The organism is Paraburkholderia sp. A3BS-1L, from assembly GCF_051125215.1.
Taxonomy (GTDB): domain Bacteria; phylum Pseudomonadota; class Gammaproteobacteria; order Burkholderiales; family Burkholderiaceae; genus Paraburkholderia.
Genome location: NZ_CP120443.1, coordinates 298,042 through 323,395 on the forward strand (window position 1 = coordinate 298,042; position 25,354 = coordinate 323,395).

The following is a 25,354-nucleotide window of genomic DNA, read 5'->3' on the forward strand; positions in this document are numbered from 1 at the left end:
TGATGTGACTTAACGGCCCAATTGGCTCTTGACCCACTCGGCATAGCGGTCGACGAACGTTTGCAGGAACTTGCGCGTATCGTCGTTCATAATTTCGCCTTTTTCGTTGATCCGTGTTGCATCGTGCTTGATGAACATCTCGGGCTGGCCGAGCGTCGGCACATCGAGATACGCGAGCACATTACGCAAATGCGCCTGGGAAAGCGCCGTGCCAACGGCCCCCGGCGACGTGCCGAGCACCGCGGCCGGCTTGCCGGTCCACGAATTTTTGCCCCACGGGCGCGAGCCCCAGTCGATAGCGTTCTTCAGCACCCCGGGTATCGACCGGTTGTACTCGGGCGTCACGAAGAGCAGCGCATCGGCCGCCTCGATCTTTTGCTTGAGCTGACGCGCGGCCTCGGGGAAATCGGCGTCGTAGTCCTGGCTGTAGAGCGGCAATACGCCGATGTCGAGAAACTCGAATGAAAAATCGACGGGTGCAAGCGATGTCACGGCATGCGCGAGCTGCCGGTTCCACGAATCCTTGCGCAGACTGCCAACTACGACCGCAATTTGATAGGCCATCTCTGAGTCCTCCTCGGTTTCCTCAAATTGTGCGCGAAGCGCAGGGGAGAGAAACGCCATCATAGGCGCGAGAAAAATCCTCGGTGTGTCAAAAGGACGGCAGCATGAAGCGTGCGACCACTATCGACAATGTGGATAAGCAAGCTGAGCGGAAATTTATCCACAGATTTTCTGGACAACCTTGTGGACAAGTCCGCGCGAAGCCCGATCCGGCCGGACAAGTTTCGGGATCGAGGCATCCCCCGAAGTATGCGCAATGAGTCCGTCGCCGCGGCGGCGCCTCGTGGTGCCGCGGCACGCGCGCATGCGGTGCCGGGCTGGAAGGGCACGAAGGTGCGCCCGATGCAATGCCCGATTGGATCGCCCCAAGGAAAACGGTCACGCTGCCTGAGCAACCCTATGCAACTCGATCGAACAGCACAGCGATGTTTTCCGGCGGACGTCCAATCGCCGCGCGGCCGTTACGCACGACGATCGGGCGCTGCAGCAGAACCGGGTGGCTCGCGATTGCTTCGTATAACTGATTATCAGTCGCGCTATTGACATTGAGCCCGAGCGCAGAGTATTCCGCTTCGTTGGTGCGAACCATGTCGAGTAGCGGACCCCCGAGCATGGCATGCAGCGCCTTCAGCTGGTCGACCGTAAGCGGGGTTTTCAGGTACTCGACAACCTCGACGGGTTCATTGGCCTTGTTGTACGTGGTCGAGACCAACTCGCATGTGGAGCGGGACTTCGAGCAACGCGCGTTGTGGTAGATCGTGATCATGGATGCAGGTTCAGGACGTGAAGATCGGTTTGAATGGATTGGACATTGGAGGGGTAGCCGAGGCACCGGTTCGGTTACTCGGAGTGAGTGAGTTCTACCGGCCAAGCCAAATAGAAATGCGGCCGCGTTGGACGGGCTTCGCGCGGGTGGCTCATTTTACCGGTCTGGATGACGAGGGTAGAAGGCGGGGAGATCGTCTGATGCCTTCGCTCCGTTTAATGGCATAGCGACAACCCGTCTGGAGGAACCGACGGGAACTGATTCGATCGGCACTCGATACATGAGCGGACGGACGCCGGCCCAGCCCATGCCAGCACCTTTATGCGCATAAAGTCTCCGGTCTTTGAAGAAATGCAACCTGGCTCACAGACATGTTTCGCCAGGTTCAGACGGCAACAGACGGCATTGGGCACTCAGCCAGCAGCCATCTCGATGCTGCAATCTTTATGCGCATAAAGGCCGCCTGCTGACTACACACGACACGAATTGCTTCCGGCATGCACGCCATCCTCCCACGGACCTATCAAGCCAACATTCGGGGCAAATGCCGGCACCGCATCGACCTTTATGCGCATAAACCTTGGCCAAACGGCCAATGCTTCTTCGAATGCGATGAAAATCATACAACTGCCGTTGAATCGCAACTTAATCCAGGTAAAATCCAAAAGAATTAGCAAAAAGGAGAAAACCAATTGGCAGCAGAGATAATCGCAGTCACGCAGCAAAAGGGCGGGGTCGGCAAGAGCACGATCGCGATGCATCTCGGCGCAGCATTCCATGAAAAGGGAAAGCGTGTACTCGTGGTCGATGCCGACGGCCAGAACACACTGGTTCACTGGGCAAGCGCCTCTGCCGATGGCGAAACCGGCATCCCGTTCCCAGTGGTGAATCTTTCAGAGGCGGGCGGCCAGATCCACCGCGAGATCAAGAAATTCATCGGCGACTACGACATCATCATCGTCGACTGTCCGCCGTCGATTACCGAAAAGGTTTCTGGCGTGGTCCTGCTTGCGGCCTCCATCGCCGTTATTCCCACTTCGTCCTCACCCGCCGACTATTGGTCAAGCGTTGGGCTCGTCAAGCTGATCCAGCAGGCGCAAGTCATGAATGAAGATCTAAAGGCTGTCTTCCTGCTGAACAAGACAGAAGAGAAGCGCATGCTCACGCGCGAGCTGAAGCGCGCACTGGAAGAGCTCGGCTTCCCCTTGCTCAAAACCCAAATACCCACCCGCGAAGCGTACAAGCAGGCCATGGCCCTCGGTCAAACCGTCCTGCAGATGAGCGATCGCGGCGCACGGCTCGCTGCCGTCGAAGTACGGGCATGCGCCGACGAAATCGCGGCGATGCTCCCCTGACTTTATGCGCATAAAGGACCTTGAATGAAGCCATCACAATTTGCCAAAGGTTTTCAGGCACGGCCTGACACGACGAGCAGCGAAAAGCGCACGGCGCTCGATCGACTCAATGCCATCGACGGCCTCGTCCAGGAGAAGCCAAAGGCACGTGAACCGGTCGGCCGCGCAAACCAGCCGGAGCCGGTTGCAAATACAGAGGAAGCCACTTCTGCTTCGACTGAAAACGAATCCGCGGAATATCGTGCGTGGCGTATCGAGCACGGATATCGTGCCGGCCAAATCATCGAACTGCCACTGAAGGCGATCAAGTCGAGTCCGTTCAATCCGCGTCACTTTTATCTGAAGGCGTCGATTGCCGAACTCGCGGTCAATCTCGCCAAGCAGGGGCAGCAGCAGGCCATCCACGTGATTCCCGATTACGCCGCACCGGGCAGCTACTACGTCAGCGACGGTGGTCGGCGTGTGCGGGCGCTCAAGGAAGCCAACAAGGAGATCGTCAAGGCGATCGTTGTCGATCTGCCCATCGGGCTCGAGAGCTACAAGCTTGGTTACGATCTCAACGTCCAGCGCGATTCGCAAACGGTCTTCGATAACGCCATCGTCTGGAAGCGGTTTATTGACGAAAAGCATTTCCAGAGCCAGCGGGAACTCGCCGACCACCTCGGCCTTGATGAGTCGACCGTAGCCGTGGCGCTGTCCGTCGCCAAGTTGCCCGAAGCCGTCATGCACGAAATGGTTGCACGCCCCGACCGCTTCGGCTCGAACATGGCTTATCAGGTCGGCCGCTATCACGGTGCGCGCGGCACGGACGCCACGCTGCGCCTTATCAACCGGATTCTTGCCGACGATCTGAGCACCCGCCAGGTGGCGGACATCGTCAAGGGCCGGGCAGCGCCGCAAGAAAGCCCCAAGCCGGCCGGACGGCAGCGCTATGCCCAGCGTCTGGAGATCAAGCTCGACGGCGTGGCGGTGGGCGATCTGAAGTCCTACGGCGACGATCGACTCGAACTTCGTTTGAAGGGTCTCACCAAAGATCGGCGCGATGCGCTCCTTCACCAGATAGAAGAAATGCTGAAAGCGAAGTAATCGCAGAAAGCAGAAAAGCGGTCTTCACGAACGTGAAGACCGCTTTTCTTTTGGGAATTCGCCGCAAATCCAGCGTAAACCGGATCACCGCGAATGCTTGCGCTGTGCCCTCCTGCCAGCAACCGCAACGCTATCCGCTCAAGCCGCGCGCGACTGGCTCAGCGTAAAGGCGAGCAAATCGCCATCGGTGGGCTCGCCCCAGGTCTTGCGCGCAAGCCAGTCGAAGAATGCCGTATCGGCCAGTTTCGAGTCGAGGCCGCGGCGGCGCCAGTCATCGCGCAGATGCGCCCCTAGCGCCGGCAACTCGTCGTTCTCGAATGACGTGCGCGCAACCTCACGCTCGAGCTCGCCCTGCTCGTCGTAGAGCGCGCGCGCTTCCTTGCGCCGGTAGGCCGCGTACTCGTCCATCAGCCGGGCCTTCGGGTCGTCCGCAGCCACGCTTCCGGCCACGGCGCGCGTCGTGGCCGGTGCGCCCGCCGCGGAGTCCTCGACCGGCGGCGCGTAGCCCTTCTTCAATGCATCCTTGAACAGCGCTGCGGCGCTGCGCACGGGCGGCAGACTCGTGCTGCGCATGCGCTGCTCGGTCAACTGGAGCGCCGCACGAATACGGTTTTCCTCGCTGTCGGCGTAAAGCGACTGCGCTTCCTTCAGCGGAATGCCGATCTTGACCATGCGGTCGACAAGCGTGCTGTCAAAGACATTCGGATGCTCGTCGAGCGCGAGCATGGGCTGCTTGCGCTCGGTCACGCGAAACTGGATCTCGGCAACCCGCCGGCCTTCGCGATGCTCGATCAATTCGACAAAAATATTCGTGACCGCGTTGACTTCCGCGATGGCCGGACGCAGGTAATCGCGCTTGAAGTACTTGTACTCGCGCTTGGCTTCGTCGCCGGCCTCGGTATCGGGCGTGCCCGAGAGGATCGGCCGCCACCACTCCCACGTTTCGCGCATCGTCAGATGGCTCGGATTAGTGAGATAGCGCACGCAGATTTCGTAGAGCGCGAGCCCTGCGCTGCTGCGCAACTGACTCTGAAATTGCAGGCTGAGCCGGGCATACTGGACCGGATCCAGTAGCTTCTTCTTGATCTTGGGCGCGAACGAGAACTCCACCCAGACACGGCGTGTGGCCGGATCTTCGAGAATTTCGGCGTCGGCAATCAGCGTGGAGATGCCCCACTTGCGGCCCGGCTTCTGGCTCGAGGTGCCCTGGCTCCATTCGACCTGCACCGACACCATGCGCCGCAGATGCTCCTTCACGAGTGCCGTGTCGTTCGAGTCGAACGCTGAGTTCGCGACGATGTCGGACAGGAGCGCTCGATAGGTGTCGCCAGACTCGTCCGCCTGCTGCGCGACGGCGAGCAGGACGTTGAAGAGCTTGCGGGTCAACAGGGTGATCTTGCCGCTTTTCGGCTGAATCGCGATCGCCTCGACGGCCTTGCGCAATTCCGCCGAACTGGGGCTCACCACATCGGTTTTTTTCACGCGCTTTGTGGCCATGCGTCGGGTCGAGGTGAGATTTCGCGAAAGGATACCGCCTGTGGTGAAACGCGTCTACAGGTTCCCCCTCACCATTGCGGGTGAAGCAGCGCCACGACACGTGCCTCACCACGAAGTGCTCCCGGAAAGGCTCACCTTGACGGTATGCGCCTGTTCGCCGGGTTCCCGACCGGCTCGGGGTTCCGGCTTGCCACCCGCGTTCCGGTCTATTCGAAAGGTGTCGATCGTCTCCTGAATAGACTCACCTAAAAAATTTCCTGGCGCAAACACAACGGCAGGCTGGAACCTCGCCGCCCATCCAGACAGGCGCAATCGATCCGTCAAAAAAGCCCTGCCGGTTGCAAGACCGGCTCCCGACACGCTCGCGATGGATGCAACACCGGGCCAGGCCTGCGTGCTCACGATGAGCCAGCTGTACAGACTTGCCGCACCACACAAAAAGCGCTTCCGATGCTCTGATGTCCTTACAGCGCCTCGGTCCCGCGGCCTCGCTTCAGCCAGACCCGAGCCGTCGAGAGAACCGCCAACTCCCGGCTTGCCTCACGTCTCCCGAAAAAACTCACCTTCGGCGCTGCATAGGACCTGATCCAGCAATCCTTCTGGACAATGCAGCAAGCCGAATGCCGCCATTTCCAGTCCCGAAAACACTCACCTTTGAATCGGAAGAGGCCGGCTTCGAGCCACCACGATCCTTCCCGGAAAGCCTCACCTTTCCTCCGGCACACCAAAAAAGCCAATAGATTCCTAGGCTTATCCACAATGCACCGGAGGCCGCCAACGCGTCCTGCTGCTCCCGAAAAACCTCACCTCAAGATCTCGTGCGAGGCGATGAGCCAATCTCGACCGGGTGGCCAGATGCTCCCGAAAAATCTCACCTTTCAGAATTCACGGAAATCCCAACGGCAGTCCCTTGTCTTTGCCTGTCAACCTTCCGGCGTCCCCGAGCGCCGATTTGCACCTGAAAAAGCTCACCTGAGCAGCTTTTTTGGTCTCAATCGACTCCCGAAAAAACTCACCTCTTGCGTATGCCGGATCAAGAACGGGGCCCGTTTCGCGGCACTGCGACAAGTTCCCGTAAAGACTCACCCTCACACATGGATGGCGTCGAAAAACATTGAGAATCCCTTCCAGCACGACGCTTTACCGCGTGAACAAGGACTCTTGCTCTCCTGTAAAAGCTCACCTCAAGGTCCGCTCAGCCGAAAATTCGGTCAAAATACCCCTCGGCTCCCGAAAAACTTCACCTTCGCCAGGCGATATTTCCCGATCTATCTCACCCCAGTGCCCAGGCGACGTCGATTGAGTCCAAAAAACGGCCAAATGAGCCGTCCCGAATCCCCTCACCGTTGCAGTTCGTGTAACAACGTCCACTATCCCGATGTAGCCGGGCCCGCATCACGCATAGCCCCCGTATTGACTCACCTTTGCTTCCAGGTCAAGAATCGGGTCCATCCCGAACCCGCTCACGTCCTGTCCCGCAGGCGCTCACCGCTTTCCCCGAAGCCCATCACCCGGCTGTCCCGCAGAGTCTCACCACCGCTCCCGTAAAACTTCACCTCATCGGGCTGAAACCCATGCCAGGCAAGGGTTTGCCGTGGCGTTAACGTCTTTTAACAGGTATCAAGGGTGTTTACTTTTATTACTCTCAAGTACCTTTACCCCGCGAGCCCTTCGGGATATCCACACCCCCAACCGGGCTGCAAAGCCTTTATTGCCAGCACATCAGCCCGTGAAACAACCCCGATAAACAGCTAACCGTTGGAAAACCAAGCGTTTACAATGGCTTACAGGACAAACTTAGCTTTGTTTCACGAAACGCTAGCGTTGGCGACATCAAAATGGGCTTTTGCGGCTCCCCGGTCATGTGAATTTCTCATCCGCTAAAAATCAAGGCGATAAACGTATCATTCAATACGTAATTTGTTATTATTCGATCCGTTATCCCTCGTAGAGACGACCATGATTCGAGACGAAGATCGCCACGCCCTTCGCGAAGAACTCGATGCGTTGCGCAAAGATGGCGCAAGGCGTCAGGACTTGTCGCTGCATGCCTGCAAGCGGCTCTTTTTCGACTTCGGCATTCGTCCCTCAATGGCCACCGTCCGGGATCTGACCCAGACCGGCAGCGCCAGCGACATTCCGAAGGACATCGAGCTTTTCTGGCAACGCATTCGTGCGGCGTCGAAGGTACGCGTCGGCAGCGGCGCCATTCCACCCGCGCTGGAAGAACGCGCGGGCGAATTTCTCGGCGCGCTTTATGAAGAGGCCCTGTCGTTCGCCCGCCAGACCCTCGAAGCCGAGCGCAAGGAAATCGAGTCGGGTCGCCAGGAAGCCGAGCAGGCGTTGCGCGATGCCCAGGCCCGAAGTCTCGCCGCCGATGAAATGCTTCAGCGCAGCGAGGCGCGCATCGAAGCGGCCTGGACTCACGTGCGCGAACTCGAAAACCAGCTGGCGACGGCGTCTGCCCACGGCGCATCGCATCAGGACAGTCTGCAGGCAACCGTGCGCCGCCTCGAGGCCGAAAACGAGGCGCTTCAGAAGCGTATCGACATGGAGCAGACCACCAACGCCGGGTTGCGCGACCGGATCGACCGTCTGCACGAAGACATGCGCAAAAGCACCGAGCACTACGCGCAGCAAATCAAAGATGCGCTGGCTGAAGCCGAGCGCCGCGTGAAGCCGATGCTGGTCGAGCTCGATTCGCTGCGCACGATGTCATCCACCTGGCAGTCGGCGCAGCGCGACGCAAGCAAGAAGGAATTCGAATTCATCCAGCAACTGGCCACCGCCAAGGCCCGCGCGGACCGGCTCGACGCCGTGCTGCGCGAGCGCTCGGACGAGATCGACATGCTTACGCGTCAGGTGGCGACGTTGCGTGCGCAACAAGGTGTCGATGGCTCGGTGGCCGGCGTGCTGTGCGCGCTTGCGCAGTCGGGCCGTCTTGGCGACGAAGATCTGGCGCGGCTCGGCACGAGCATTGACGCCCAGGTGAGCTTGCCTGCGCATTGCCCGAACTGTGATGACGGCGAGCCGGAGTTGGCCGAGGTCGATGGCCGTTTCGAATTGTCGTGTCCCGAATGTGAGCACACCTCGGGACTGGGCGCGTCGCGTCTGGAGGCCGTCGCGCGCTTCGCCATCGGCAAGAAAGATGCCCGCACCGCAGTGAGGTGAGCATTTCCGGGAGGCGTCGGCCGCCCAGACGGTGAGCTTTTACGGGGTCACGGCGTGGTGCGAGGCAGGCGGGCAGCGCCTGCTCAGGTCATGCTGCGCGCCTCAGTGCGCCTCAGTGCGCCTCAGTGCGCCTCAGTGCGCCTCAGTGCGTGTCGGGCGCTGCATCCGTGGCTGGCACGGACGCTTTCCGGTCGGCCCAGACGCGCCACGCGCGATGCAGCCTCCCGGCGGAAATCGGTTGCAGGAAGCCGAGCCACTGGCCGACCTGATCGGCATCCACACCGCGCTCGAACAGATCCGCCGCGTAGCTGTTGCGCAGGGTTTGTGGACTCGCGCGTTCGGCGCGGGTTTGCGCGATGCCCGCCTCGTCCATGAGCGCGTCGATTGCGCGCAGCACGGTGGCTTTGTGCATCGGACGCCCATTGGGCGAGCCGGGAAACACGAGTTGCCCGGGCAGGCCCGCGAGACGGCGTGCTTCGAGCCATGCCCCCATCACGTCGACTGCGAACGGCGCGAGCTGTGTGCGGTGCGTGAAGGCCGGATTGTCGGCTTCGATGGTGATCCATTCCGAGCCGATCGCGGTGGCGTCGAGCTTGAGCGCAATGGCGTCGCCGGTCTTCAGGCCGCCGCCGAGAAAGACGGCGACGAGCGCGCGGTCGCGCCGCTCGCGCCAGCGCTTCGCGGCCGACTGTTCGGTGAGCGGCGCGAACAGCTGCGCGATCACGGCGGCGCGTTCCATCGCGGTCAGAAAACCGGTGGGCTCGTTCTCGCGTGCATTGCGCCACGCTGCCTCGCCGTCCTGGGCGATGAAGCGCGCCGGGTTCGTGGAGGCCAGCTCGATCTGGCGCACATGGTCGAGCACGCGCTCGATGAGGCGCAGATAGCGCAGCCGCTGCGGCTTCTTCACGTCGAGCCCCGCGACGAATTCGGCGATCGTGCCAGTGTCCACGGAAATAATCGTCTTGCGCCTGAGCGCGAGCCATTCGAGGAAGCGTCCCCATTGCACGCGGTAGACGTCGGCGGACGACTGGCGCAAGTCCTGGGCCGCGAGCCAGGCATCGAAGGCGGCGACCGGGTCGTCTTGCCAGTCGTTGCGCTGCTGGTCGAAGAGATCGCGGGAGGATTGGGAGGCGCTCATCACTATGCTTCCGTTAGTTGCGTAGCAGGAAGGCATTCTAGCGAATTCCCGTTGTTGCGGGGCTCATACCCTGCTCGTCAGCCGCCCCAGGCGCGCGGGCGCTTTGCGGTGGCTTGCCGCTGGGCGTCGCGCCGGGCCGCTTCCGCGCTTTGGGCCGCCCGCTCGTAGGCGTCGACGGCGAAGGCGAACACGGCAGGCAGGGCATTGGACTGGCCGAAATGAACCGTTTCGTCGGTTTCCGGATACGCGAGATCACCCGGACGCTGGAACAGGCCGAGCATGAGCCCGTCGTGACGGCTCGCGAACCCGAGGTCGGCGAGCGCTTCCGCTTCGATCGCATGCAGCAGGCGCCAGCTCAGCGGCACCTGCTGGGCGATATAGCGCTGCGCGATGTTGCGCACGATCTGTTCGAGGTCGCGTGCGGCTGCCTGAAAACGCAAGGCGGCCAACGCTTGCTCATTCGGGATTGGCGAGGTCTGCATGGGCTCTCCGGTCGTTCTTTTTACTGTATGAATATACAGTAGTCGGCGCGTTCGCGCAGCCTCATCCGTTCAGCCATGAATTCCGCCGTGAATTCAGCCGTGAATCACGACCAGCAGCGCACGCGCCTCGCCCTTGCCCACGTTGCGGATCGCATGCGGCTGGTCGGCGATATAGCGCGCCGTGTCCGCGGTCTTCAGGCGCTCGTGTGCGCTGGCCGCCTCCACCTCGATCGTGCCCTGCAGCACGGTGAGATGCTCGCGCGTGCCGGGCTCGTGCGCGCCCGACACCAGCGCGCCGCCCGGCTTGAGCGTGAGCTCGTACCACTCGAAATGGCCGGCAAGCTCGATCGGCCCCCACACGCGCAGCTGATAGCCGGCCTCGTGGCCGTGCAGGGTCGGGATGTCGTGCGGCCCGGCCACCGCGATGGCGTCGGGCGCGCGCGGCGCGGCGAACAGCGAGTCGAGCTTCACGCCCAGCGCGTTCGTGAGCCGCCAGGCCACGGCGATCGTCGGGTTTGCCTTGTCGCGCTCGATTTCCGATAGCATGGATTTCGAAACGCCAGCCGCGCGCGAGAGTTCGTCGAGCGTCATCCTGCGCTCGCTGCGCAGGCGCTGGATCTGCTCGCCCACGCGCGGCGGCGCGGCCGGCGCGGCGGCGCCCGACCGTTCCGCCGTCGGGCCGGCCGCGGCGCGGGTTTTGCGCGGGCGGGGTTTGACGCCGGCGCCGGTGTCGGCATGGGTGCCGGAATCGGCGTCTGCGTTGCTCCCCGCGCGGGAACCGGATGGGGAACCTGAGCCGGTGCTTGCCATGGACTGCCTCATCGATTAAAGTTGTTCGACATACCGAACACAAGTTCGGAAAAACGAATAAATTCGCCTGGAGCTGACGGCGACTATACCAGCCGCGGCTCCCCATGTGAGGAGCACGATGCAATGAGCACTTCCAGCACTTCCAGCCTGTCCAACACGCCCTGGCTCGATCATCTGCGCGCGACGCTCGACCAGATTCGCGCCGATGGTTTCTACAAGAGCGAGCGCGTGATCGCGACGCCGCAGTCGTCGTCCATCGGACTCGCCGACGGCCGCGACGTGCTGAACTTCTGCGCGAACAATTACCTGGGTCTCGCGAACGACGCGCGCCTGATCGCCGCCGCGAAGGACGGGCTCGATCGCGACGGCTTCGGCATGGCCTCGGTGCGCTTCATTTGCGGCACGCAGACGGTGCACAAGCAGCTCGAAAGCGCGCTTTCCGCATTCCTGCAGACGGAAGACTGCATTCTCTATTCGAGCTGCTTCGACGCCAACGGCGGCCTCTTCGAAACGCTGCTCGGCGAGGAAGACGCGATCATCAGCGACGAGCTCAACCACGCGAGCATCATCGACGGCGTGCGGCTCTCGAAGGCGCGCCGCTACCGCTACAAGAACAACGATCTCGCCGATCTCGAAGCGAAGCTGCGCGAAGCCGATGAAGCCGGCGCGCGCTACAAGCTCATCGCGACCGACGGCGTGTTCTCGATGGACGGCATCATCGCGGACCTGAAGGGCATCTGCGATCTGGCCGACCGCTACGACGCGCTCGTGATGGTCGACGACTCGCACGCCGTGGGTTTCATCGGCGCGCATGGCCGCGGCACGCCCGAGCACTGCGGCGTGGCGCAGCGCGTGGACATCGTCACGGGCACGCTCGGCAAGGCGCTCGGCGGCGCGTCGGGCGGCTACGTGGCGGCGAAGAAGGAAGTGATCGAGTTGCTGCGCCAGCGCTCGCGTCCGTACCTGTTCTCGAACACCCTCACGCCGAGCATCGCGGCCGCATCGCTCGCGGTGCTCGAGCTGATCGCGAGCGACGAAGGCGCACAACTGCGCGCGCGCGTGCAGGCCAATGGCGCGCATTTCCGCCGCGAGATGAGCGCACTCGGCTTCACGCTCGTGCCCGGCGAGCACCCGATCATTCCCGTGATGCTGGGCGACGCGCGGGTAGCCGCGCAAATGGCCGAGGCGCTGCTGAACGAAGGCGTCTACGTGATCGGCTTTTCGTATCCGGTCGTGCCCAAGGGCCGCGCGCGCATCCGCACGCAGATGAGCGCGGCGCACACGCCCGAGCAGATCGATCGCGCCGTGGCCGCGTTTGCGCGCACCGGCAAGCAGGTTGGCGTGATTTGAACAGGATGACGAAATAACATGAAAGCGCTTGCCAAACTCGAACGCGCGCCCGGGCTCACGCTGACCCGCGTGAAGAAGCCCGAAGTCGGCCATAACGACGTGATGATCAAAATCCGCCGCACCGCGATCTGCGGCACCGATATCCATATCTGGAAGTGGGACGACTGGGCGCAGAAAACCATTCCGGTGCCCATGCACGTGGGCCACGAATACGTGGGCGAGATCGTCGAGATGGGCCAGGAGGTGCGCGGCTTTGCCATTGGCGACCGCGTCTCGGGCGAAGGCCATATCACCTGCGGCTTTTGCCGCAACTGCCGCGCGGGGCGTCGTCATCTGTGCCGCAACACCACGGGCGTGGGCGTGAATCGTGAAGGCGCGTTTGCCGAATATCTCGTGATTCCGGCCTTCAACGCCTTCAAGATTCCGCCTGAAATCTCCGACGACCTCGCTGCGATCTTCGACCCGTTCGGCAATGCCACGCATACGGCGCTCTCGTTCAACCTCGTCGGCGAGGATGTGCTCATTACCGGTGCGGGGCCCATCGGCATCATGGCCGCGGCGATTGCGAAGCACGTGGGCGCGCGCAATGTGGTGATCACCGACGTGAACGATTACCGGCTCGAACTCGCGCGCAAGATGGGCGCGACGCGCGCGGTGAACGTCTCGCGCGAATCGCTGCGCGACGTGATGAACGCACTGCACATGACCGAGGGCTTCGACGTGGGCCTCGAAATGTCGGGCGTGCCGAGCGCGTTCACGGCGCTGCTCGAATCGATGAACCACGGCGGCAAGGTCGCGCTGCTCGGCATTCCGCCCGCGCAGACCGCCATCGACTGGAATCAGGTCATCTTCAAGGGCCTCGAAATCAAGGGTATTTATGGCCGCGAGATGTTCGAGACCTGGTACAAGATGGTCGCGATGCTGCAGAGCGGGCTCGATCTTTCGCCCATCATCACGCACCGCTTCCACGTGGACGACTACGAAAAGGGTTTTGCCGCGATGCTCTCGGGCGAGAGCGGCAAGGTGATTCTCGACTGGACGGCCGCCTGACGCCCCGAGGGGGTCATTGCGCCGTCGAGGCCGCCGCCGCAGCATCCGGCGGCGCCTGCTCGAACTCTGCCTGGATGCGCACGTCGATCTCGTCGCCCACTGCCGGATACCACGTCGACAGCCCGAATTTCGCGCGGCTGAACCTGCCATTCGCCGCAAAGCCGAGCGTCGGCTGCTTCGTGAGCGGGTCCGGCGCATAGCCGTTGAACACCACGTCGAGCGTGACCGGCTGCGTCACGCCATGAATCGTGAGATCGCCCGTGAGCTTGCCGGCGGGCTTGCCGTCCACATCCGCCGTGCGCTCGAAATGCGTGCTCGTGAAGCGGATCTGCGCGTAATGCTCGACGTCGAGCAACTGCGGGCCCTTCACCATGCGGTCGAGCAGCGGGACGTTGGTGTCGAGGCTCGCGGCGTCGATCACCGCGTCCACCTTTGCGCTTTCCAGCGCGTTCGCGGGCCAGTCGAGCTGCGCGCTTGCCCGGTCGAAGCGCATCACGAAGCGCGTGTAGTGCAGATGGTCGATGTCGAACACGATGCTCCAGTGATGCGCGTCGAGCGTGTAATGCCCCGCCGGCACCGACGCCTCGACGGGACTCACGCTGTGCGTCACCACGCGCAGCGGCATGCAGCCGGGCAGCAGGCAGGCCACGGCCAGCGCAGCGCACAGCATGCGGCGGCGCGCTTGCGGCGTGGCCCTGGCGGCGGCTAGGGAGGCGTCCATTTCATCTCCATGGCAATGGCGGCGAGTCATTGTAGTGACTGCAACGAATTTAGTGACGAGCGGCCATGCCGTTTTATTCCACCGACGGCTCGTCATGTTGGAGGGGGCCGACGGAGCGGCGTTCATACCCCTCATGCGGATTCGCACACCGATTTGCGCACCGAGTCGCATACCCATTGCCACGCGGCCCGTTTTCGGGTTTGATACGCGGATCGGAGCCTGTCCATCCTCGGGACGCATACCGCATGCCCGCCGCGAACGATTCGGTCTGCTTTCACAGCACGCACCTGCGCGAGGTCGACGCCATGACGGCCGCCACCGCGCACAGCTTCGCGCGCCATGCGCATGACCAGTACGGCATCGGCGTGATCGATGCGGGTGGGCACGTATCGCTCTCCGATGCGGGCGTGGTCGAGGCGCTGCCAGGCAACCTCATTCTCGTCAATCCCGGCGAAGTGCATGATGGCCGCCCGCTCGGCGCGCCCGCGCGGCGCTGGCGCATGCTTTATTTCGAGCCGCGCTGGATCGACGCGCTGCATGCCGACATCACCGAAGGCGACGACGTGAGTTTTGCGCTGTTCGCGCCCGTGATCGCCGATCCGCACCTGCGCGCGCTGTTCGATGTCGCGTTCGCCAGCGCCACGGCTGGCGGCGGCGATCTCGCGGCCATGGCGTTCGACGGCGCGGCGCTCGACGCCATGGCGCGGCTCGTGCGCGGGCTCGGCCACCGCCGGCCGCTCGCGCCGTGTTCGCCGCTGGCCGTGGCGCGCGTGCGCGAGATGATCGATGCTGATCCGGGCCAGGCGTTCTCGCTCGCCGATCTCGCGAGCGCGGCGGGGCTCAGCCGTTTCCAGCTTCATCGCGGCTTCGTGCAGGCGTTCGGCGTGGCGCCGCATCAGTACTTGTTGCATTGCCGCGTCGGACTCGCAAGGCGGCTGCTCAAGGCCGGCCAGGCGCCCGCCCAGGCCGCACTCGCGGCCGGCTTTTGCGACCAGAGCCATCTCAATCGCGCGTTCGCGCGCCAGTTCGGGGTATCGCCGGGCCGTTACCGGCTCGTGCACGGCGGCCCTCCGGCCTGACGGTTGCCGTGGGCGGCTGGCGGCCGCCGCACACCGATCCAAGACGGCGCAGGCGCCGCGTTTTATACAGGCGTTTCAGTCCCACGGAGCGCCTCCATGTCCTCTTCGTCCTCTTCGTCTTCTTCGCTGTCGTCCGCAAAATCGCTGCGCGCGTCGTCGTCGCGGTCCGTCGCGCATCTGCAGTTGTCCCTCGCGATGATCACCGTGGGCAGCACGGTGATTGCCAGCAAGATCATCGGCGCGGGGCTCGATCCCCTGCCGGCGACTGCCTTGCGCTTTGGGCTCGCCTTGCCCGTGCTGCTGGTGCTCATGTGCGTGACCGGCACCGCGTTCCCGCGCCCCGGCCTGCGCGATGCGGGCCTGCTGATCGCCCAGGCCGCGGTCGGCAGCGTCGGCTACACCGTCTTGCTGATCGCCGGAACTCAGCGGACCTCGGCCGCCGACGCGGGCATCATCCTCGGCACCCTGCCCGCCGTATGTGCGCTCACCGCCGCCGTGGTGCTGCGCGAGCGGCTGCGCGCAAGCACGCTGATCGCGGTGATGGTGGCGAGCCTCGGCGTGGCGCTCGTCACGCTCGCGCCCGCAGCGCATGGCGGCGGCTCGCTCACGGGCGATGCGCTGCTGATCGGCGCGGTGATCTGCGAAAGTTTATTCGTTTTGCTAAACAAGCGGCTCGCGATGCCCTGGCCGCCGCTCGCGCTGTCGACCGCGATGACGGGCATCGGCTTCATCGTCTCCGGCCTGGCGGCGCTGCACGATTGGCCGGCCACGCTGCACGCGCCGCCGCCGCATGCCTTGCTGGCCGTGGCGTACTACGCGCTGGTGCCGACCGTCGGCGGCTTCTGGCTCTGGTACGCGGGCGCATCGCGCGTGTCGGGCGCCGAGGCGGCCATCTTCACGGCCGTCGCGCCGGTTTCGGGCGTCGTGCTCGCGGCGCTGCTGCTGGGCGAGCCGCTCACGCTCGCCCGCCTGGCCGGGCTCGCGCTCGTGGTCGCGGCCGTGTTCGTGACTGCCGCGCCGGGCGTGCTAGTGTCACGAACACGCGGCGCGGTGCAGGACTAGCCGCGTGCTTTTCCGCCGCTTTCCGTCCTTCTCGCCATTCAAGGAGCCCACGCATGAGCACTACCCACCCCACGTCCCCCGCCGAAACCCGCCCGCCGCTGCCGCCCTTCACCCGCGAGACCGCGATCCAGAAAGTGCGTGGCGCCGAGGACGGCTGGAACACCCGCGATCCGCAGCGCGTCGCGCTTGCCTACACGCCGCAAAGCGTCTGGCGCAATCGCGCCGAGTTCGTGACAGGCCGCGAGGCCATCGTCGCGTTTCTCACGCGCAAATGGGCGCGTGAGCTCGACTACCGGCTCATCAAGGAATTGTGGGCGTTCACGGGAAACCGCATTGCGGTGCGCTTCGCCTACGAGTGGCATGACGATTCCGGCCACTGGTACCGCTCGTACGGCAACGAGAACTGGGAGTTCGACGAGAACGGGCTGATGGCGCGCCGCCATGCGTCCATCAACGACCTGCCGATTCGCGAGGCGGACCGGCTGTACCGCTGGCCGCTCGGCCGCCGTCCCGACGATCATCCGGGCTTGAGCGATCTCGGGCTCTGAGCGGGCTGTCCCGTCCCTTGCCAGCGCGCGCATCGTCGATCGTTCATCGCGGCGACTCATCGGACTGGCAACATGGGCGCGCCGAAGGTTGCGCCCGCGCTGGCTTGCTGTACAGTTTGCAGTCGCCGGAAGCAGACCCTGAACAGAACCAGCAGCAGACGAACCGAAGCGATTCGGCGAGCAAGAGGACGGAGAGCCCATGCGGTGTTGGCAAGTGCGAGGTGTCGGGACCCAAAAAATCGCCATCGCGTTGGCGCTCACAGCGCTGATGTCTGGCGTCGCAACGAGCGCACGCGCGCGCGACTGGTGCGGCGGCGGCCTGTGGGTGGACGCGATGGTCGGCTCATATCACATCCATCCCGACAAGGATTTCGAGCAATTCAATCCGGGCCTCGGCATCGAATGCTGGCCGGGCGAAACCTGGGCGCTCACGGCGGGCGGCTTTCGCAATTCGCTGCGGCGGCCCTCGTGGTATGGCGGCGCGGTCTGGGCGCCGGAATTCCTGCACTGGGGCTACGTGCGCCTCGCGGCGATGGGCGGCCTCATCTCCGGCTACAACTACGGCAACTGGGGGCTCGGCCACAATCACACGGTCGGCCCAGTGGCTGCACCCATCGTGATGGTCGCTTACAAGCGCGTGGGCGTGAACTTCATCGTCATTCCGCCGATTCCTTCCGACGACCTGCCATTCACGATCGGCTTTCAACTGAAGGTGAAGTTCTGAGCGTGCGCGGGTGTTGCGCGAGGGCGTCGAAGCACTCGCGATAGCGGGAGCATGGTGAGTCGCGAAGGATACGTCGACCTCACCGGCGATTGCGCAATGGTGAGGAATTCCAGGAGAGGCGGATGGTGAGTCGTGCAAAGCGCGGCAACCTCACCGGCGCATCGTGCAATGGTGAGGAATTCCAGGAGTTGGTGCTCCCGAAAAACCTCACCTTTGTCCTGGGTGGGGCGGATCGGCGTATCAGAACTTGTACTCGGGATTCTTCGGATCGAAGGCGTCGGTATCGAAGGTCTTTGGCGTGATGCTTTCGATCACGATTCTTTCGAAGATCTGGCCGTCGTTGTCATACGCCTCGACGGTGCGGAAATACGGGCGACGCAGGTCCAGCCCGAGCGTCTGTTTTTTCGCATAGAACTGCGGTTTGCCGGCTGGCGAGGCATAAGTGAGCGCCACCACGCGCACGCCGCTGAGCGTTTTCACTTCCACCTGCGGCTTGTATGGCGCGCCCACCTCGGCGTATTTCTTCGCGTCTGCCATGAACCGGCTCACGATGAGCTCCGTGCCGAGCTCGGTGATTTTGTGATTCGACTGCGAGCGCGCGAGCGAGCCGTCGATCGCCGTCCACATCGGCATGACGCCGAGCAGGCCGCCCAGATGACCGTACATCTGATCGGTGCGTTTGGTGGCGTCGTAGATCACTTCTTCGCCCGCATTCTGGCCGTCGGGCAGCCACTTCGCGTAGATGCGCAGCGGTTCGCGCTCGAGCTTCACGAGCATGTGCGCGGGCTTGCCGGGCCACTTGCCGTTCAGGCGTTCCCAGCGCGAGAGCACGAATTCGTACGACGGATACCCCGGCGGCCCGATCTGGATCAGCGCGGGCACGACGAGCGGATCGAACGCCTGAAAGAGCGCCGTGAGTTGCGCGTCGCTCATCTTTACGAGTGCGCCGCTCTTCTGTGCGCGGGAAAGCCAGCGTACCTGCTGTTCGAGCGGGAGCTTGCCGACCTCGGCGGCGTGATTGGCCGACGGGCTGGCTGTGGCTGTCGCGGGCGCGGCGTCTTGCTGGACGCTCGCTTGCATGCTCGATTGTGCGTTCGCACCGGCCGCTTCGTTATCCTGCGCATTGGCCGTGGCGCACGCGAATGCAAGCGCTGCGCACGCGAGCGGTGCAGCGAGGCGCCGCGCCGGCCGCACGCCTTGCGGCATCGAACGCAATGGATCGTTATTCATGGTTTGGCTCCCTGTGTCGCTATTTTCTTGAACGAAACGTTAAGCAGAACCGCAGAAGGCGTGAAGAAAAAGCGCGATGGTAACGGCTACGCGGTGCACTGCCTCTCAATTTCCCGATCATGCTGCGCGTGGCGCGGAATTGGCCTGAGTGGTACGCGCAATCGCGGCACGCAGCCACTCGCCGGTAGCAGAAGGCGCGGTGACGGGCAGCATATGGCCGCCGTTCACAACCTCGAGCGTCACGCGCGACGAGCGGCGGCGCAGCGCCTCGCCATGGCGCATCCAGTCGAGCACCATGTCGTCGCGGCCGAACAGCACGTCGGCGGGAATAATCAGGTCTGCGTAGCGTTGCTCCATCTGTTCGAGATCGTTCGAATCCTCGATAGCCACGAGATCGAGCGACGCGTTATGGAAAGCCTTGGGCCGCACGCTGAGCAGCGCGCCGCCACGGGTGCGGAAGTCCGCGGGCACCGCCTCGGGCGCGAACACGGCCTTGAGCGTCGCGGTGCTGGTGGCGAGGCCGAACGGCGTGGCCAGCGTGCGCGCCATGAAGCGGCGCACGCGCGCCGAGCGCACGGCGAGCGCGCGGAAGGCCCTGGGCACGTCCGTCTGCACGTGGGTGAGCGGGGCGATCAGCGCGAGCCGCGCGACCGACTCGGGATGATCGAGCGCGACGGCCAGCGCAATTGCGCCGCCGAGCGAATGCCCGACGAGCACGGGCGCTTCGAGGCCGAGCGCGTCGATGAAACGCGCGACCGTGCGAGCTTGCGCGCGAATGTTGGCGGGGGTCAGCGCGCCGCGCGTGGAATAGCCGGAACCGGGCCGGTCGATCAGAATCACGCGATGCTCGCGTGCGAGCGCTTCGAGCGGCAGCCAGGCGAAATTGCGCATCTGCCCGCACAGGCCGTGCACGAACACGAGAGGCGGCCCACCGCCGTCGCCATGGCCATATTCTGCGTAGTGGATGCGCTCGCCGTCGATATCGACGAGGCGGCCGTCCATCGGCACAGCCTGTTCGATGCGTCGCGTCATGCGCCGCGTGAACGACGCAAGTGCGGCGCAGGCCAGCACGGTCACGACGATTCCGGCGGCGAGGGGAAAAACGATGGCGTTCACGCGATCCTCCGCTGGCAAGATTGAATGAACCGCTCGACGCGAGCGGCAATGAGCGGCGCATCGTGCAGGATGGTCCAGTGCGATGCGTCGATGACCTCGCGCCGGTAGTGGCCCAGCCATTGCGCGACGTTTGCGGAAAGCGCCGGCGTCACATAGCGGTCCCTGCGCGGCACGATGAACTGCACGGGCACGAGCGTGCGCCGCTCGCGCGGCTGCCACGCGCGCGCGATGAAGTTGGCGCGATAAAGCTGTAGCCCGTTGATGCCGTTGCGCAACTGATCGGGGTCGCGCGGCGCGCGCACGCCTTCGGTCTTGCGCAGCCACCATGGCCACAGCGCCGCGCCGCCCAGGCGCCACACGAGCTGCGGCACGAGCGGCAGATGGAAGAGCGCGATGTACCACGATTTCAGCGACTGCGAGAGGCTCATGCGTGCACGAAACACGTGATCGAGACATGGCCCCGAAATCGACGTAAACGAGGCAATGCGCGCGGCGTTGGCAGGATCGGTCACGGCTTCCCAGCACTGGATCGAGCCCCAGTCGTGAGCGACGAGATGAAACGGACGCGTGTCACAGCTTGCATCGGCCACGGCGCACAAATCGAGCGCGAGCTGCGCGAGCCGGTAGTCCCCGCGCCGCCGGGGCGCAGCCGAGCCGCCCATGCCGCGCACGTCATACGCAATCACGCGAAAGCGCGTATCGAGTTCGCGGCGCAGCGCCTCCCATACGCGCGCCGAATCCGGATAGCCGTGCACGAGAATCATGGGCGGCGCGTCGGGCGGCCCGCTCAGGTACACGGCGAGCCGCACGCCGTCCGAATCGACGTCGAGCCTTTCGGGCGCCGCAGCTCCGTTCAGGTTGCGCATGGTGCGTCAGGCGGCGCGCGGCGTGCCCGCCGGATGCAGCGGCACGCGCCGTGGTGCGGCTTGTGTCGCGTAGTGCGCATTGGTCGCGTCGATCTGCGCAATGAGGCCATCGATTCGTTCGAGATGCTTACGATTGTTGTGATCCCATGGGTGAAAGCCGGGCTTGAAAAAGCGCAGCCATTCGAGCGCGATGCCGGGAAACACGCCATGGCGCGGACCATAGAGAAACTTGATGAGCTGCCAGCGCCCGCCGAACTTGCCGATGCTCCGCCTGTGCCGGCGCATGAGCGCGAGGTGGTAGTCGAATACGATCAGCCAGAACAGCACCGTGGTGGCCAGCATCGTGCCGGTGCGCATCAGGTAGCGCGCGGGGCCGGGCTTGATCACGAGATTCCAGACGTCGTACGAAACCGATTTATGCTCGGTTTCCTCGAGCGCATGCCATAGCCACATCTGCTTGTAGCCTTCCACCGAGCCCTCGATGCGCGCGCTGCCGACGGCGAGCAGCAGATCGGCGAGCATCGCGGTGTAGTGCTCGAGCGCGACCGTCTGCGCGAGCTGCAGCGAGGGCGGCAGCACCTTGCGCGCGAAGTTCAGGATGGCCCAGAGGCGCTTGTCGAGCTTGTGCGCGGGCAGGCCGGCCGCTTGCAGCAGGTCGTTGTACTCGACGTGCTCGCGCGTGTGCATCGCTTCCTGGCCGATGAAACCCATCACCTGCTTCTTGAGCTCGGGATCTTCGATGCGGTCGCGGTAATGGCGCACCGCGTCCATGAAAAAGCGCTCGCCGGCCGGAAAAAGCAGCGAAAGCGCATTGAAGAAGTGGGTGACCGGCACGCCCTCGACGTGCCAGTCACAAGCCCTTTCGGGCGGTAACGCGAAGCGGATGTCGCGCCGGATCGGCATCATGCTGTTTCTCCCTGATTGCTGTTGCCTGCGTTGTTATTCCTGGCGCGCTTGCGCGCCTTCGCGGCCTCGCGCCGCGCGCTCGTCACGACGAGCGCCTGATAGGCGGCGGGCAGCGTGCGCGCGAGCCAGTCGGCCATGCGCGCGTCGCGCCCGATCAGCACGCGCCGCGCGTTGCGGCGCACGCCGGCGAGGATCGTGCGCGCGGCCTCGTCGGCGGTGGTGATGAAGAACTTCTCGAACTCGTCCTTGCCCTGCTGCTCGCTCGCCACCATGAAGCCGACCATGTTCGTGGCCACGCGGCTCGACTGCGCGATGTTGGTGCGGATGCCGCCCGGATGCACGCAGGTGGCGGAGACGCCGCACTTCATCATGTCGAGCTCCTGGCGCAGCGATTCGGTGAAGCCGCGCACCGCGTACTTGGTGGCGTTGTAGCCGCTCATGCCGGGCTGGGCGAACAGGCCGAACACGCTCGACGTGTTGACGATATGTCCATCGCCCGAAACCTTCAGATGCGGCAGGAAAGCCTTGGTGCCATGCACGACGCCCCAGAAGTTGATGTTCACGATCCATTCGAGGTCGCTGTACGACATGCCCTCGATCGTGCTGGAGAGCGCGACGCCCGCATTGTTGAACACGAGATTCACGCGGCCGTGCTCGCGGGCGGTTTCGTCGGCCCACGCGAACACGGCGTCGCGCTCGCTCACGTCGAGCACGCGCGTGCTCACGCGCACCCTGGGGGCGAGCGCGCGCACGATGCGTTCGGTTTCGGCGAGGCCGGGCGCGTTCCGGTCCGCGAGTGCGAGATGGCAGCCGGCGCCCGCGAGCTGCACGGCGAGCGAGCGGCCCATGCCCGATCCCGCGCCGGTGATGGCGGCTACCTTGTTGTCGAAGTGCTTCATGAACGTGTTCTCCGTTGTGAACCGCGTTGGGGCGCTTGGGGTCACTTTGGGTCGCCTCAAGCGGCTTCAGTCGTATGCGTGGCGACGACGACAGGCGATTCGGCATCCTCACGATGCGGTGCGCGAAATGCCTGATAGTCGGCCATCGAGAAACGCGCGGTGGCCTGCCGGAAGCGCCATGTGAAGCCCGGCCAGAGTGTGGTGTTCTTGCCGTTGCGCGGATCGAGATACCAGCTCTTGCAGCCGCCCACGGACCAGATCGCGCGGCCGAGCTGGTCCTGAATACGCGCGTTGTAGCGCGCCTCCACCTGCGCTCGCACTTCGATCGAATCGGCGCGCTCCTGCTTCATGGCGTCGAGCGCGCCGAGGATGTACTCGACCTGCGACTCGATCATGAACACCATCGAGTTATGGCCGAGCCCAGTATTCGGGCCGACGATCATGAAAAAATTCGGATAACCAGGCAAAGTCGTGCCGAGGTAGGCATGCGCGCCGTTGCGCCATGTCTGCACGATGTCCACGCCGCCGCGCCCGATGACCGCGCCTGGCGGAAACGGATCGGCCACCTGGAAACCCGTGCCGTAGATCAGGCAATCCACCTCGTGATGCGTGCCGTCGGCGGTGATCACGCCGGTGGCGTCGATGCGCTCGATTGCAGCCGTGACGACATTGACGTTGGCGCGCGCGAGCGCCGGATAGTAGTCGTTCGAGATCAGCACGCGCTTGCAGCCGATCGTGTAGTCGGGCGTCACCGCATCGCGCAGCGCGGGATCCGCGACCTGATTGCGGAGATGGCGCAGTGCGAGCTTCTGCACGTTCTTCATGAGCGCCGGGTGGATCGCGAAGCCCAGCACGCGCGACTCCAGCATCCAGTAGAGGCCCGTGCGGGCGATTTTCTGCGTGAACGGCAGCGTGCGGAACATCCATTGCTCGAAGCGGGACAGCCGACGGTCGGGCTTGGGCATGATCCATGGCGGGGTGCGCTGGAACAGCGCGAGCCCGGCCACCTTTGGCGCGATCTGCGGCACGAACTGGATCGCGCTCGCGCCGGTGCCGATCACGGCCACGCGCTTGCCTTCGAGCGCATAGCCGTGGTCCCACTGCTGCGAATGAAAGGCCTTGCCCGCGAAGGTCTCCACGCCGGGGATCGCGGGCAGCGCGGGCCGCGAGAGGCCGCCCATGGCCGAGATCAGCACGCGGGCGGCGAGGCGCCTGCCGTTGGCGAAAGCCAGACGCCAGCAATGTGCGGTCTCGTCCCACTGGGCGCTGGTCAGTTCGTGATCGAAGTTCAGCCACCGCGAGAGCCCGAACTGCTCGACGCAGCGGTTCAGATACGCGCGAATCTCGGGCTGCGGCGCGAACATGCGGGTCCAGCGCGGATTGGGCGCGAACGAGAACGAGTACACGTGCGATTGCACGTCGCACGCGCATCCGGGGTAGTGATTGTCGCGCCAGGTGCCGCCCGCCGAGCCGGCCTTCTCGAATACGGCGAAGTCGGTATGGCCGCGCTGCAGCAGGCGGATCGCCATGCCGAGGCCGGCGAATCCGGTGCCGATGATGGCGACGCCGAGTGGCTCGCCGGTGCGGTCGTTGCCGGCTGCTTCGAAAGACCGGGTGGGTGCGTTCATCCGGAGCGTCTCCCTATGGTCCATTAAGAACTGTTACATTGAACGATGTAAACATAGCGGGTGCGACGCATGGACGCAAGGGACTAGAGGAAGCGTTCCAGGAAAAACGCGAGCGTCAAAAAAGCACGCGAGTGCGCGACTGGCTTGGGTTTCAGGCCAGTGAGGGGGAGCGGTGCGGGGGCAGGCGGGAGAGAAAAAGCGGGTCTTGAAGCACACCCGCGAAAGGAAGGATGCGTTCCTGGACGCACGGGCGCGCTTTCAGCGCGCGCCGGATCAGCGTTTCTTGCCGATGGTTTTACCAAGGACTTTGCGGGCGGTGGCGGCCTTGCCGCTGCCTTTACCGCCGGACTTCTTCGCAGCCACACCGGCCGCTTTATCCAGCTCGACCGGCGCATCCTCAGCCGGCGCCGAGCCCGCTCCCCCACGACGGCCCAGCGTCTGCTCGAGAATCGTCGCAACGCGGCCACCAAGATACGCGCTCGACTGCTCCTCGAGCGCGCGCAGAATCTCATTCTCGACGAACACCGTAGACAGCGGCCGCAGCCGCCAGATCGCGTCGACGAGCGCCGGCATGTCGGTCGCGGGCGGCAACGCGCCCGCGTCGTAGCGGTCGAGGTGCCGCACGACCATGGCCACCAGCGTGCCCGCGATCGCATCGAAATGCGGGCGCGCCTCTTCGAGCACGTCCAGAAGCTCGCGCGCCGGAATGCCTTCGCGCACCGTGGCCGCGGCGGCATCGAGCATGGCCGGATTGCGCGCGACGAACGACAGCCCCTTGCGTTCGAGCAGGCCGAGCTCGGCGAGCCGCGTGAGGCTATTGGGTGCTTGCGGACCGAACAGCTTGATCAGCTCGGGCAGCGAATAGGTTCTGGGCCGCGTATGCGACCACGGGCCGCCAATCGCGTTCTCGAGGCCGAGAATCGAGCGCAGGTCGCCGCCGTCGTCGATAGCCTTGATGAGGTCCTGGATGTTCGACAGCGTGTAGCCGCGCGCAAGCAGGTGATTGATGAGCTTCAGGCGCGCAACGTGGGAGTCGTTGTAGATGCCCACGCGGCCGCGCTTGTCGGGCGGCATGAGCAGGTCGCGGTCTTGATAGGCGCGCACGTTGCGCACCGTGGTGCCGGCCACGCGCGCGAGTTCGTCGACGGTGTATTCGCTGTCGGCGGCGCGCTCGGGCGTGGTGTCGGTGACGGGAGGCGTGGGCGATTTCGGCATGCGCCGATTTTAGCGCGAGCCGTCGCCCAAGCGCGAACCGGCGTGCGCCTGGCCATGCGCCGCCAGGCGTGCCCTACCAGGCGTGCCCCAT

At 64.2% G+C, this 25,354-nt stretch carries 23 protein-coding genes; 9 read left to right on the forward strand and 14 right to left on the reverse strand.

Annotated features, from left to right (window positions below; genetic code table 11):
- Positions 1 to 9: 9 nt before the first annotated feature.
- Both P5W99_RS16575 and arsC read right to left on the reverse strand, forming a co-directional pair.
- Complete coding sequence (locus P5W99_RS16575) at positions 10 to 564, reverse strand: NADPH-dependent FMN reductase (RefSeq protein WP_434663878.1); 555 nt, start codon at positions 562 to 564, stop codon at positions 10 to 12.
- A 397-nt stretch (positions 565 to 961) separates the two neighbouring features.
- Complete coding sequence (gene arsC, locus P5W99_RS16580) at positions 962 to 1,330, reverse strand: arsenate reductase (glutaredoxin) (RefSeq protein ID WP_421026287.1); 369 nt, start codon at positions 1,328 to 1,330, stop codon at positions 962 to 964.
- 692 nt (positions 1,331 to 2,022) lie between these two features.
- Here arsC and parA point away from each other — a divergent pair.
- Both parA and P5W99_RS16590 read left to right on the forward strand, forming a co-directional pair.
- Positions 2,023 to 2,685 (forward strand): ParA family partition ATPase, encoded by a 663-nt coding sequence (parA, locus tag P5W99_RS16585; protein ID WP_421026288.1) that lies wholly within the window; start codon positions 2,023 to 2,025, stop codon positions 2,683 to 2,685.
- A gap of 24 nt (positions 2,686 to 2,709) precedes the next feature.
- Positions 2,710 to 3,771 (forward strand): ParB/RepB/Spo0J family partition protein, encoded by a 1,062-nt coding sequence (locus P5W99_RS16590; protein ID WP_434663883.1) that lies wholly within the window; start codon positions 2,710 to 2,712, stop codon positions 3,769 to 3,771.
- Positions 3,772 to 3,909: 138 nt separating this feature from the next.
- Here the strand turns inward: P5W99_RS16590 and P5W99_RS16595 are convergent, their stop codons facing one another.
- Complete coding sequence (locus P5W99_RS16595; RefSeq protein ID WP_421026290.1) at positions 3,910 to 5,268, reverse strand: replication initiation protein; 1,359 nt, start codon at positions 5,266 to 5,268, stop codon at positions 3,910 to 3,912.
- A 1,959-nt stretch (positions 5,269 to 7,227) separates the two neighbouring features.
- Between P5W99_RS16595 and P5W99_RS16600 the strand changes: the two genes are divergently transcribed.
- Positions 7,228 to 8,439 (forward strand): DNA-binding protein, encoded by a 1,212-nt coding sequence (locus P5W99_RS16600; protein WP_434663886.1) that lies wholly within the window; start codon positions 7,228 to 7,230, stop codon positions 8,437 to 8,439.
- Positions 8,440 to 8,581: 142 nt separating this feature from the next.
- Here P5W99_RS16600 and P5W99_RS16605 read toward each other — a convergent pair whose 3' ends face one another.
- The 3 genes from P5W99_RS16605 to P5W99_RS16615 all read right to left on the reverse strand — a co-directional run bounded on the left by P5W99_RS16605 (position 8,582) and on the right by P5W99_RS16615 (position 10,869).
- Positions 8,582 to 9,577, reverse strand: a complete 996-nt coding sequence (locus P5W99_RS16605; protein WP_434663888.1) for a tyrosine-type recombinase/integrase — start codon at positions 9,575 to 9,577, stop codon at positions 8,582 to 8,584.
- A 77-nt stretch (positions 9,578 to 9,654) separates the two neighbouring features.
- Entirely contained in the window at positions 9,655 to 10,059 is a 405-nt protein-coding gene (locus tag P5W99_RS16610) for a DUF2471 family protein (RefSeq protein WP_421026293.1), read from the reverse strand.
- A gap of 93 nt (positions 10,060 to 10,152) precedes the next feature.
- Positions 10,153 to 10,869: a helix-turn-helix domain-containing protein gene (locus P5W99_RS16615; protein ID WP_421026294.1), complete on the reverse strand. Its 717-nt coding sequence runs from the start codon at positions 10,867 to 10,869 to the stop codon at positions 10,153 to 10,155.
- A 123-nt stretch (positions 10,870 to 10,992) separates the two neighbouring features.
- Between P5W99_RS16615 and P5W99_RS16620 the strand changes: the two genes are divergently transcribed.
- Positions 10,993 to 12,219: a glycine C-acetyltransferase gene (locus P5W99_RS16620; RefSeq protein WP_421026295.1), complete on the forward strand. Its 1,227-nt coding sequence runs from the start codon at positions 10,993 to 10,995 to the stop codon at positions 12,217 to 12,219.
- A gap of 18 nt (positions 12,220 to 12,237) precedes the next feature.
- Positions 12,238 to 13,269: an L-threonine 3-dehydrogenase gene (gene tdh / locus P5W99_RS16625; RefSeq protein WP_421026296.1), complete on the forward strand. Its 1,032-nt coding sequence runs from the start codon at positions 12,238 to 12,240 to the stop codon at positions 13,267 to 13,269.
- A gap of 13 nt (positions 13,270 to 13,282) precedes the next feature.
- Here tdh and P5W99_RS16630 read toward each other — a convergent pair whose 3' ends face one another.
- A complete protein-coding gene (locus P5W99_RS16630) occupies positions 13,283 to 13,990 on the reverse strand; it encodes a YceI family protein (RefSeq protein ID WP_421026297.1) in 708 nt (235 codons plus the stop codon).
- 245 nt (positions 13,991 to 14,235) lie between these two features.
- Between P5W99_RS16630 and P5W99_RS16635 the strand changes: the two genes are divergently transcribed.
- From P5W99_RS16635 to P5W99_RS16650, 4 genes are all read left to right on the forward strand, one after another.
- The gene (locus P5W99_RS16635) at positions 14,236 to 15,069 is read left to right on the forward strand and encodes an AraC family transcriptional regulator (protein WP_421026298.1); all 834 of its coding nucleotides are present in this window, start codon (positions 14,236 to 14,238) and stop codon (positions 15,067 to 15,069) included.
- A gap of 96 nt (positions 15,070 to 15,165) precedes the next feature.
- Positions 15,166 to 16,131: a DMT family transporter gene (locus P5W99_RS16640; RefSeq protein ID WP_434663894.1), complete on the forward strand. Its 966-nt coding sequence runs from the start codon at positions 15,166 to 15,168 to the stop codon at positions 16,129 to 16,131.
- 53 nt (positions 16,132 to 16,184) lie between these two features.
- Positions 16,185 to 16,679 (forward strand): DUF1348 family protein, encoded by a 495-nt coding sequence (locus P5W99_RS16645; RefSeq protein ID WP_421026300.1) that lies wholly within the window; start codon positions 16,185 to 16,187, stop codon positions 16,677 to 16,679.
- A gap of 268 nt (positions 16,680 to 16,947) precedes the next feature.
- Positions 16,948 to 17,403: a hypothetical protein gene (locus P5W99_RS16650; protein WP_421026301.1), complete on the forward strand. Its 456-nt coding sequence runs from the start codon at positions 16,948 to 16,950 to the stop codon at positions 17,401 to 17,403.
- Positions 17,404 to 17,643: 240 nt separating this feature from the next.
- Here the strand turns inward: P5W99_RS16650 and P5W99_RS16655 are convergent, their stop codons facing one another.
- The 7 genes from P5W99_RS16655 to P5W99_RS16685 all read right to left on the reverse strand — a co-directional run bounded on the left by P5W99_RS16655 (position 17,644) and on the right by P5W99_RS16685 (position 25,263).
- The gene (locus P5W99_RS16655; protein ID WP_421026302.1) at positions 17,644 to 18,633 is read right to left on the reverse strand and encodes a DUF1571 domain-containing protein; all 990 of its coding nucleotides are present in this window, start codon (positions 18,631 to 18,633) and stop codon (positions 17,644 to 17,646) included.
- Between the two features lie 117 nt (positions 18,634 to 18,750).
- On the reverse strand, positions 18,751 to 19,749 hold the full coding sequence (locus P5W99_RS16660; RefSeq protein ID WP_421026303.1) for an alpha/beta fold hydrolase: 999 nt from the start codon (positions 19,747 to 19,749) through the stop codon (positions 18,751 to 18,753).
- Complete coding sequence (locus tag P5W99_RS16665; RefSeq protein ID WP_421026304.1) at positions 19,746 to 20,615, reverse strand: alpha/beta fold hydrolase; 870 nt, start codon at positions 20,613 to 20,615, stop codon at positions 19,746 to 19,748. The genes P5W99_RS16660 and P5W99_RS16665 overlap by 4 nt, the downstream gene beginning before the upstream one ends.
- A gap of 6 nt (positions 20,616 to 20,621) precedes the next feature.
- The gene (locus tag P5W99_RS16670) at positions 20,622 to 21,521 is read right to left on the reverse strand and encodes a metal-dependent hydrolase (RefSeq protein ID WP_421026305.1); all 900 of its coding nucleotides are present in this window, start codon (positions 21,519 to 21,521) and stop codon (positions 20,622 to 20,624) included.
- Complete coding sequence (locus tag P5W99_RS16675) at positions 21,518 to 22,420, reverse strand: SDR family NAD(P)-dependent oxidoreductase (protein WP_434663900.1); 903 nt, start codon at positions 22,418 to 22,420, stop codon at positions 21,518 to 21,520. Before P5W99_RS16675 ends, P5W99_RS16670 begins: the two co-directional genes overlap by 4 nt.
- 56 nt (positions 22,421 to 22,476) lie before the next feature.
- The gene (locus P5W99_RS16680) at positions 22,477 to 24,048 is read right to left on the reverse strand and encodes a flavin-containing monooxygenase (protein ID WP_421026307.1); all 1,572 of its coding nucleotides are present in this window, start codon (positions 24,046 to 24,048) and stop codon (positions 22,477 to 22,479) included.
- A 273-nt stretch (positions 24,049 to 24,321) separates the two neighbouring features.
- Positions 24,322 to 25,263, reverse strand: coding sequence for a MerR family transcriptional regulator (locus P5W99_RS16685; protein ID WP_434663904.1), 942 nt, complete (start codon positions 25,261 to 25,263; stop codon positions 24,322 to 24,324).
- Positions 25,264 to 25,354 lie beyond the last annotated feature (91 nt).

Coding starts and splice junctions, on each gene's coding strand:
- P5W99_RS16575 (WP_434663878.1), bottom strand. CDS start 564: ATGGCCTATCAAATTGCGGTCGTAGTTGGCAGTCTGCGCAAGGATTCG.
- arsC (WP_421026287.1), bottom strand. CDS start 1,330: ATGATCACGATCTACCACAACGCGCGTTGCTCGAAGTCCCGCTCCACA.
- P5W99_RS16590 (WP_434663883.1), top strand. CDS start 2,710: ATGAAGCCATCACAATTTGCCAAAGGTTTTCAGGCACGGCCTGACACG.
- P5W99_RS16595 (WP_421026290.1), bottom strand. CDS start 5,268: ATGGCCACAAAGCGCGTGAAAAAAACCGATGTGGTGAGCCCCAGTTCG.
- P5W99_RS16600 (WP_434663886.1), top strand. CDS start 7,228: ATGATTCGAGACGAAGATCGCCACGCCCTTCGCGAAGAACTCGATGCG.
- P5W99_RS16605 (WP_434663888.1), bottom strand. CDS start 9,577: ATGAGCGCCTCCCAATCCTCCCGCGATCTCTTCGACCAGCAGCGCAAC.
- P5W99_RS16610 (WP_421026293.1), bottom strand. CDS start 10,059: ATGCAGACCTCGCCAATCCCGAATGAGCAAGCGTTGGCCGCCTTGCGT.
- P5W99_RS16615 (WP_421026294.1), bottom strand. CDS start 10,869: ATGGCAAGCACCGGCTCAGGTTCCCCATCCGGTTCCCGCGCGGGGAGC.
- P5W99_RS16620 (WP_421026295.1), top strand. CDS start 10,993: ATGAGCACTTCCAGCACTTCCAGCCTGTCCAACACGCCCTGGCTCGAT.
- tdh (WP_421026296.1), top strand. CDS start 12,238: ATGAAAGCGCTTGCCAAACTCGAACGCGCGCCCGGGCTCACGCTGACC.
- P5W99_RS16630 (WP_421026297.1), bottom strand. CDS start 13,990: ATGGACGCCTCCCTAGCCGCCGCCAGGGCCACGCCGCAAGCGCGCCGC.
- P5W99_RS16635 (WP_421026298.1), top strand. CDS start 14,236: ATGCCCGCCGCGAACGATTCGGTCTGCTTTCACAGCACGCACCTGCGC.
- P5W99_RS16640 (WP_434663894.1), top strand. CDS start 15,166: ATGTCCTCTTCGTCCTCTTCGTCTTCTTCGCTGTCGTCCGCAAAATCG.
- P5W99_RS16645 (WP_421026300.1), top strand. CDS start 16,185: ATGAGCACTACCCACCCCACGTCCCCCGCCGAAACCCGCCCGCCGCTG.
- P5W99_RS16650 (WP_421026301.1), top strand. CDS start 16,948: ATGTCTGGCGTCGCAACGAGCGCACGCGCGCGCGACTGGTGCGGCGGC.
- P5W99_RS16655 (WP_421026302.1), bottom strand. CDS start 18,633: ATGAATAACGATCCATTGCGTTCGATGCCGCAAGGCGTGCGGCCGGCG.
- P5W99_RS16665 (WP_421026304.1), bottom strand. CDS start 20,615: ATGCGCAACCTGAACGGAGCTGCGGCGCCCGAAAGGCTCGACGTCGAT.
- P5W99_RS16670 (WP_421026305.1), bottom strand. CDS start 21,521: ATGATGCCGATCCGGCGCGACATCCGCTTCGCGTTACCGCCCGAAAGG.
- P5W99_RS16675 (WP_434663900.1), bottom strand. CDS start 22,420: ATGAAGCACTTCGACAACAAGGTAGCCGCCATCACCGGCGCGGGATCG.
- P5W99_RS16680 (WP_421026307.1), bottom strand. CDS start 24,048: ATGAACGCACCCACCCGGTCTTTCGAAGCAGCCGGCAACGACCGCACC.
- P5W99_RS16685 (WP_434663904.1), bottom strand. CDS start 25,263: ATGCCGAAATCGCCCACGCCTCCCGTCACCGACACCACGCCCGAGCGC.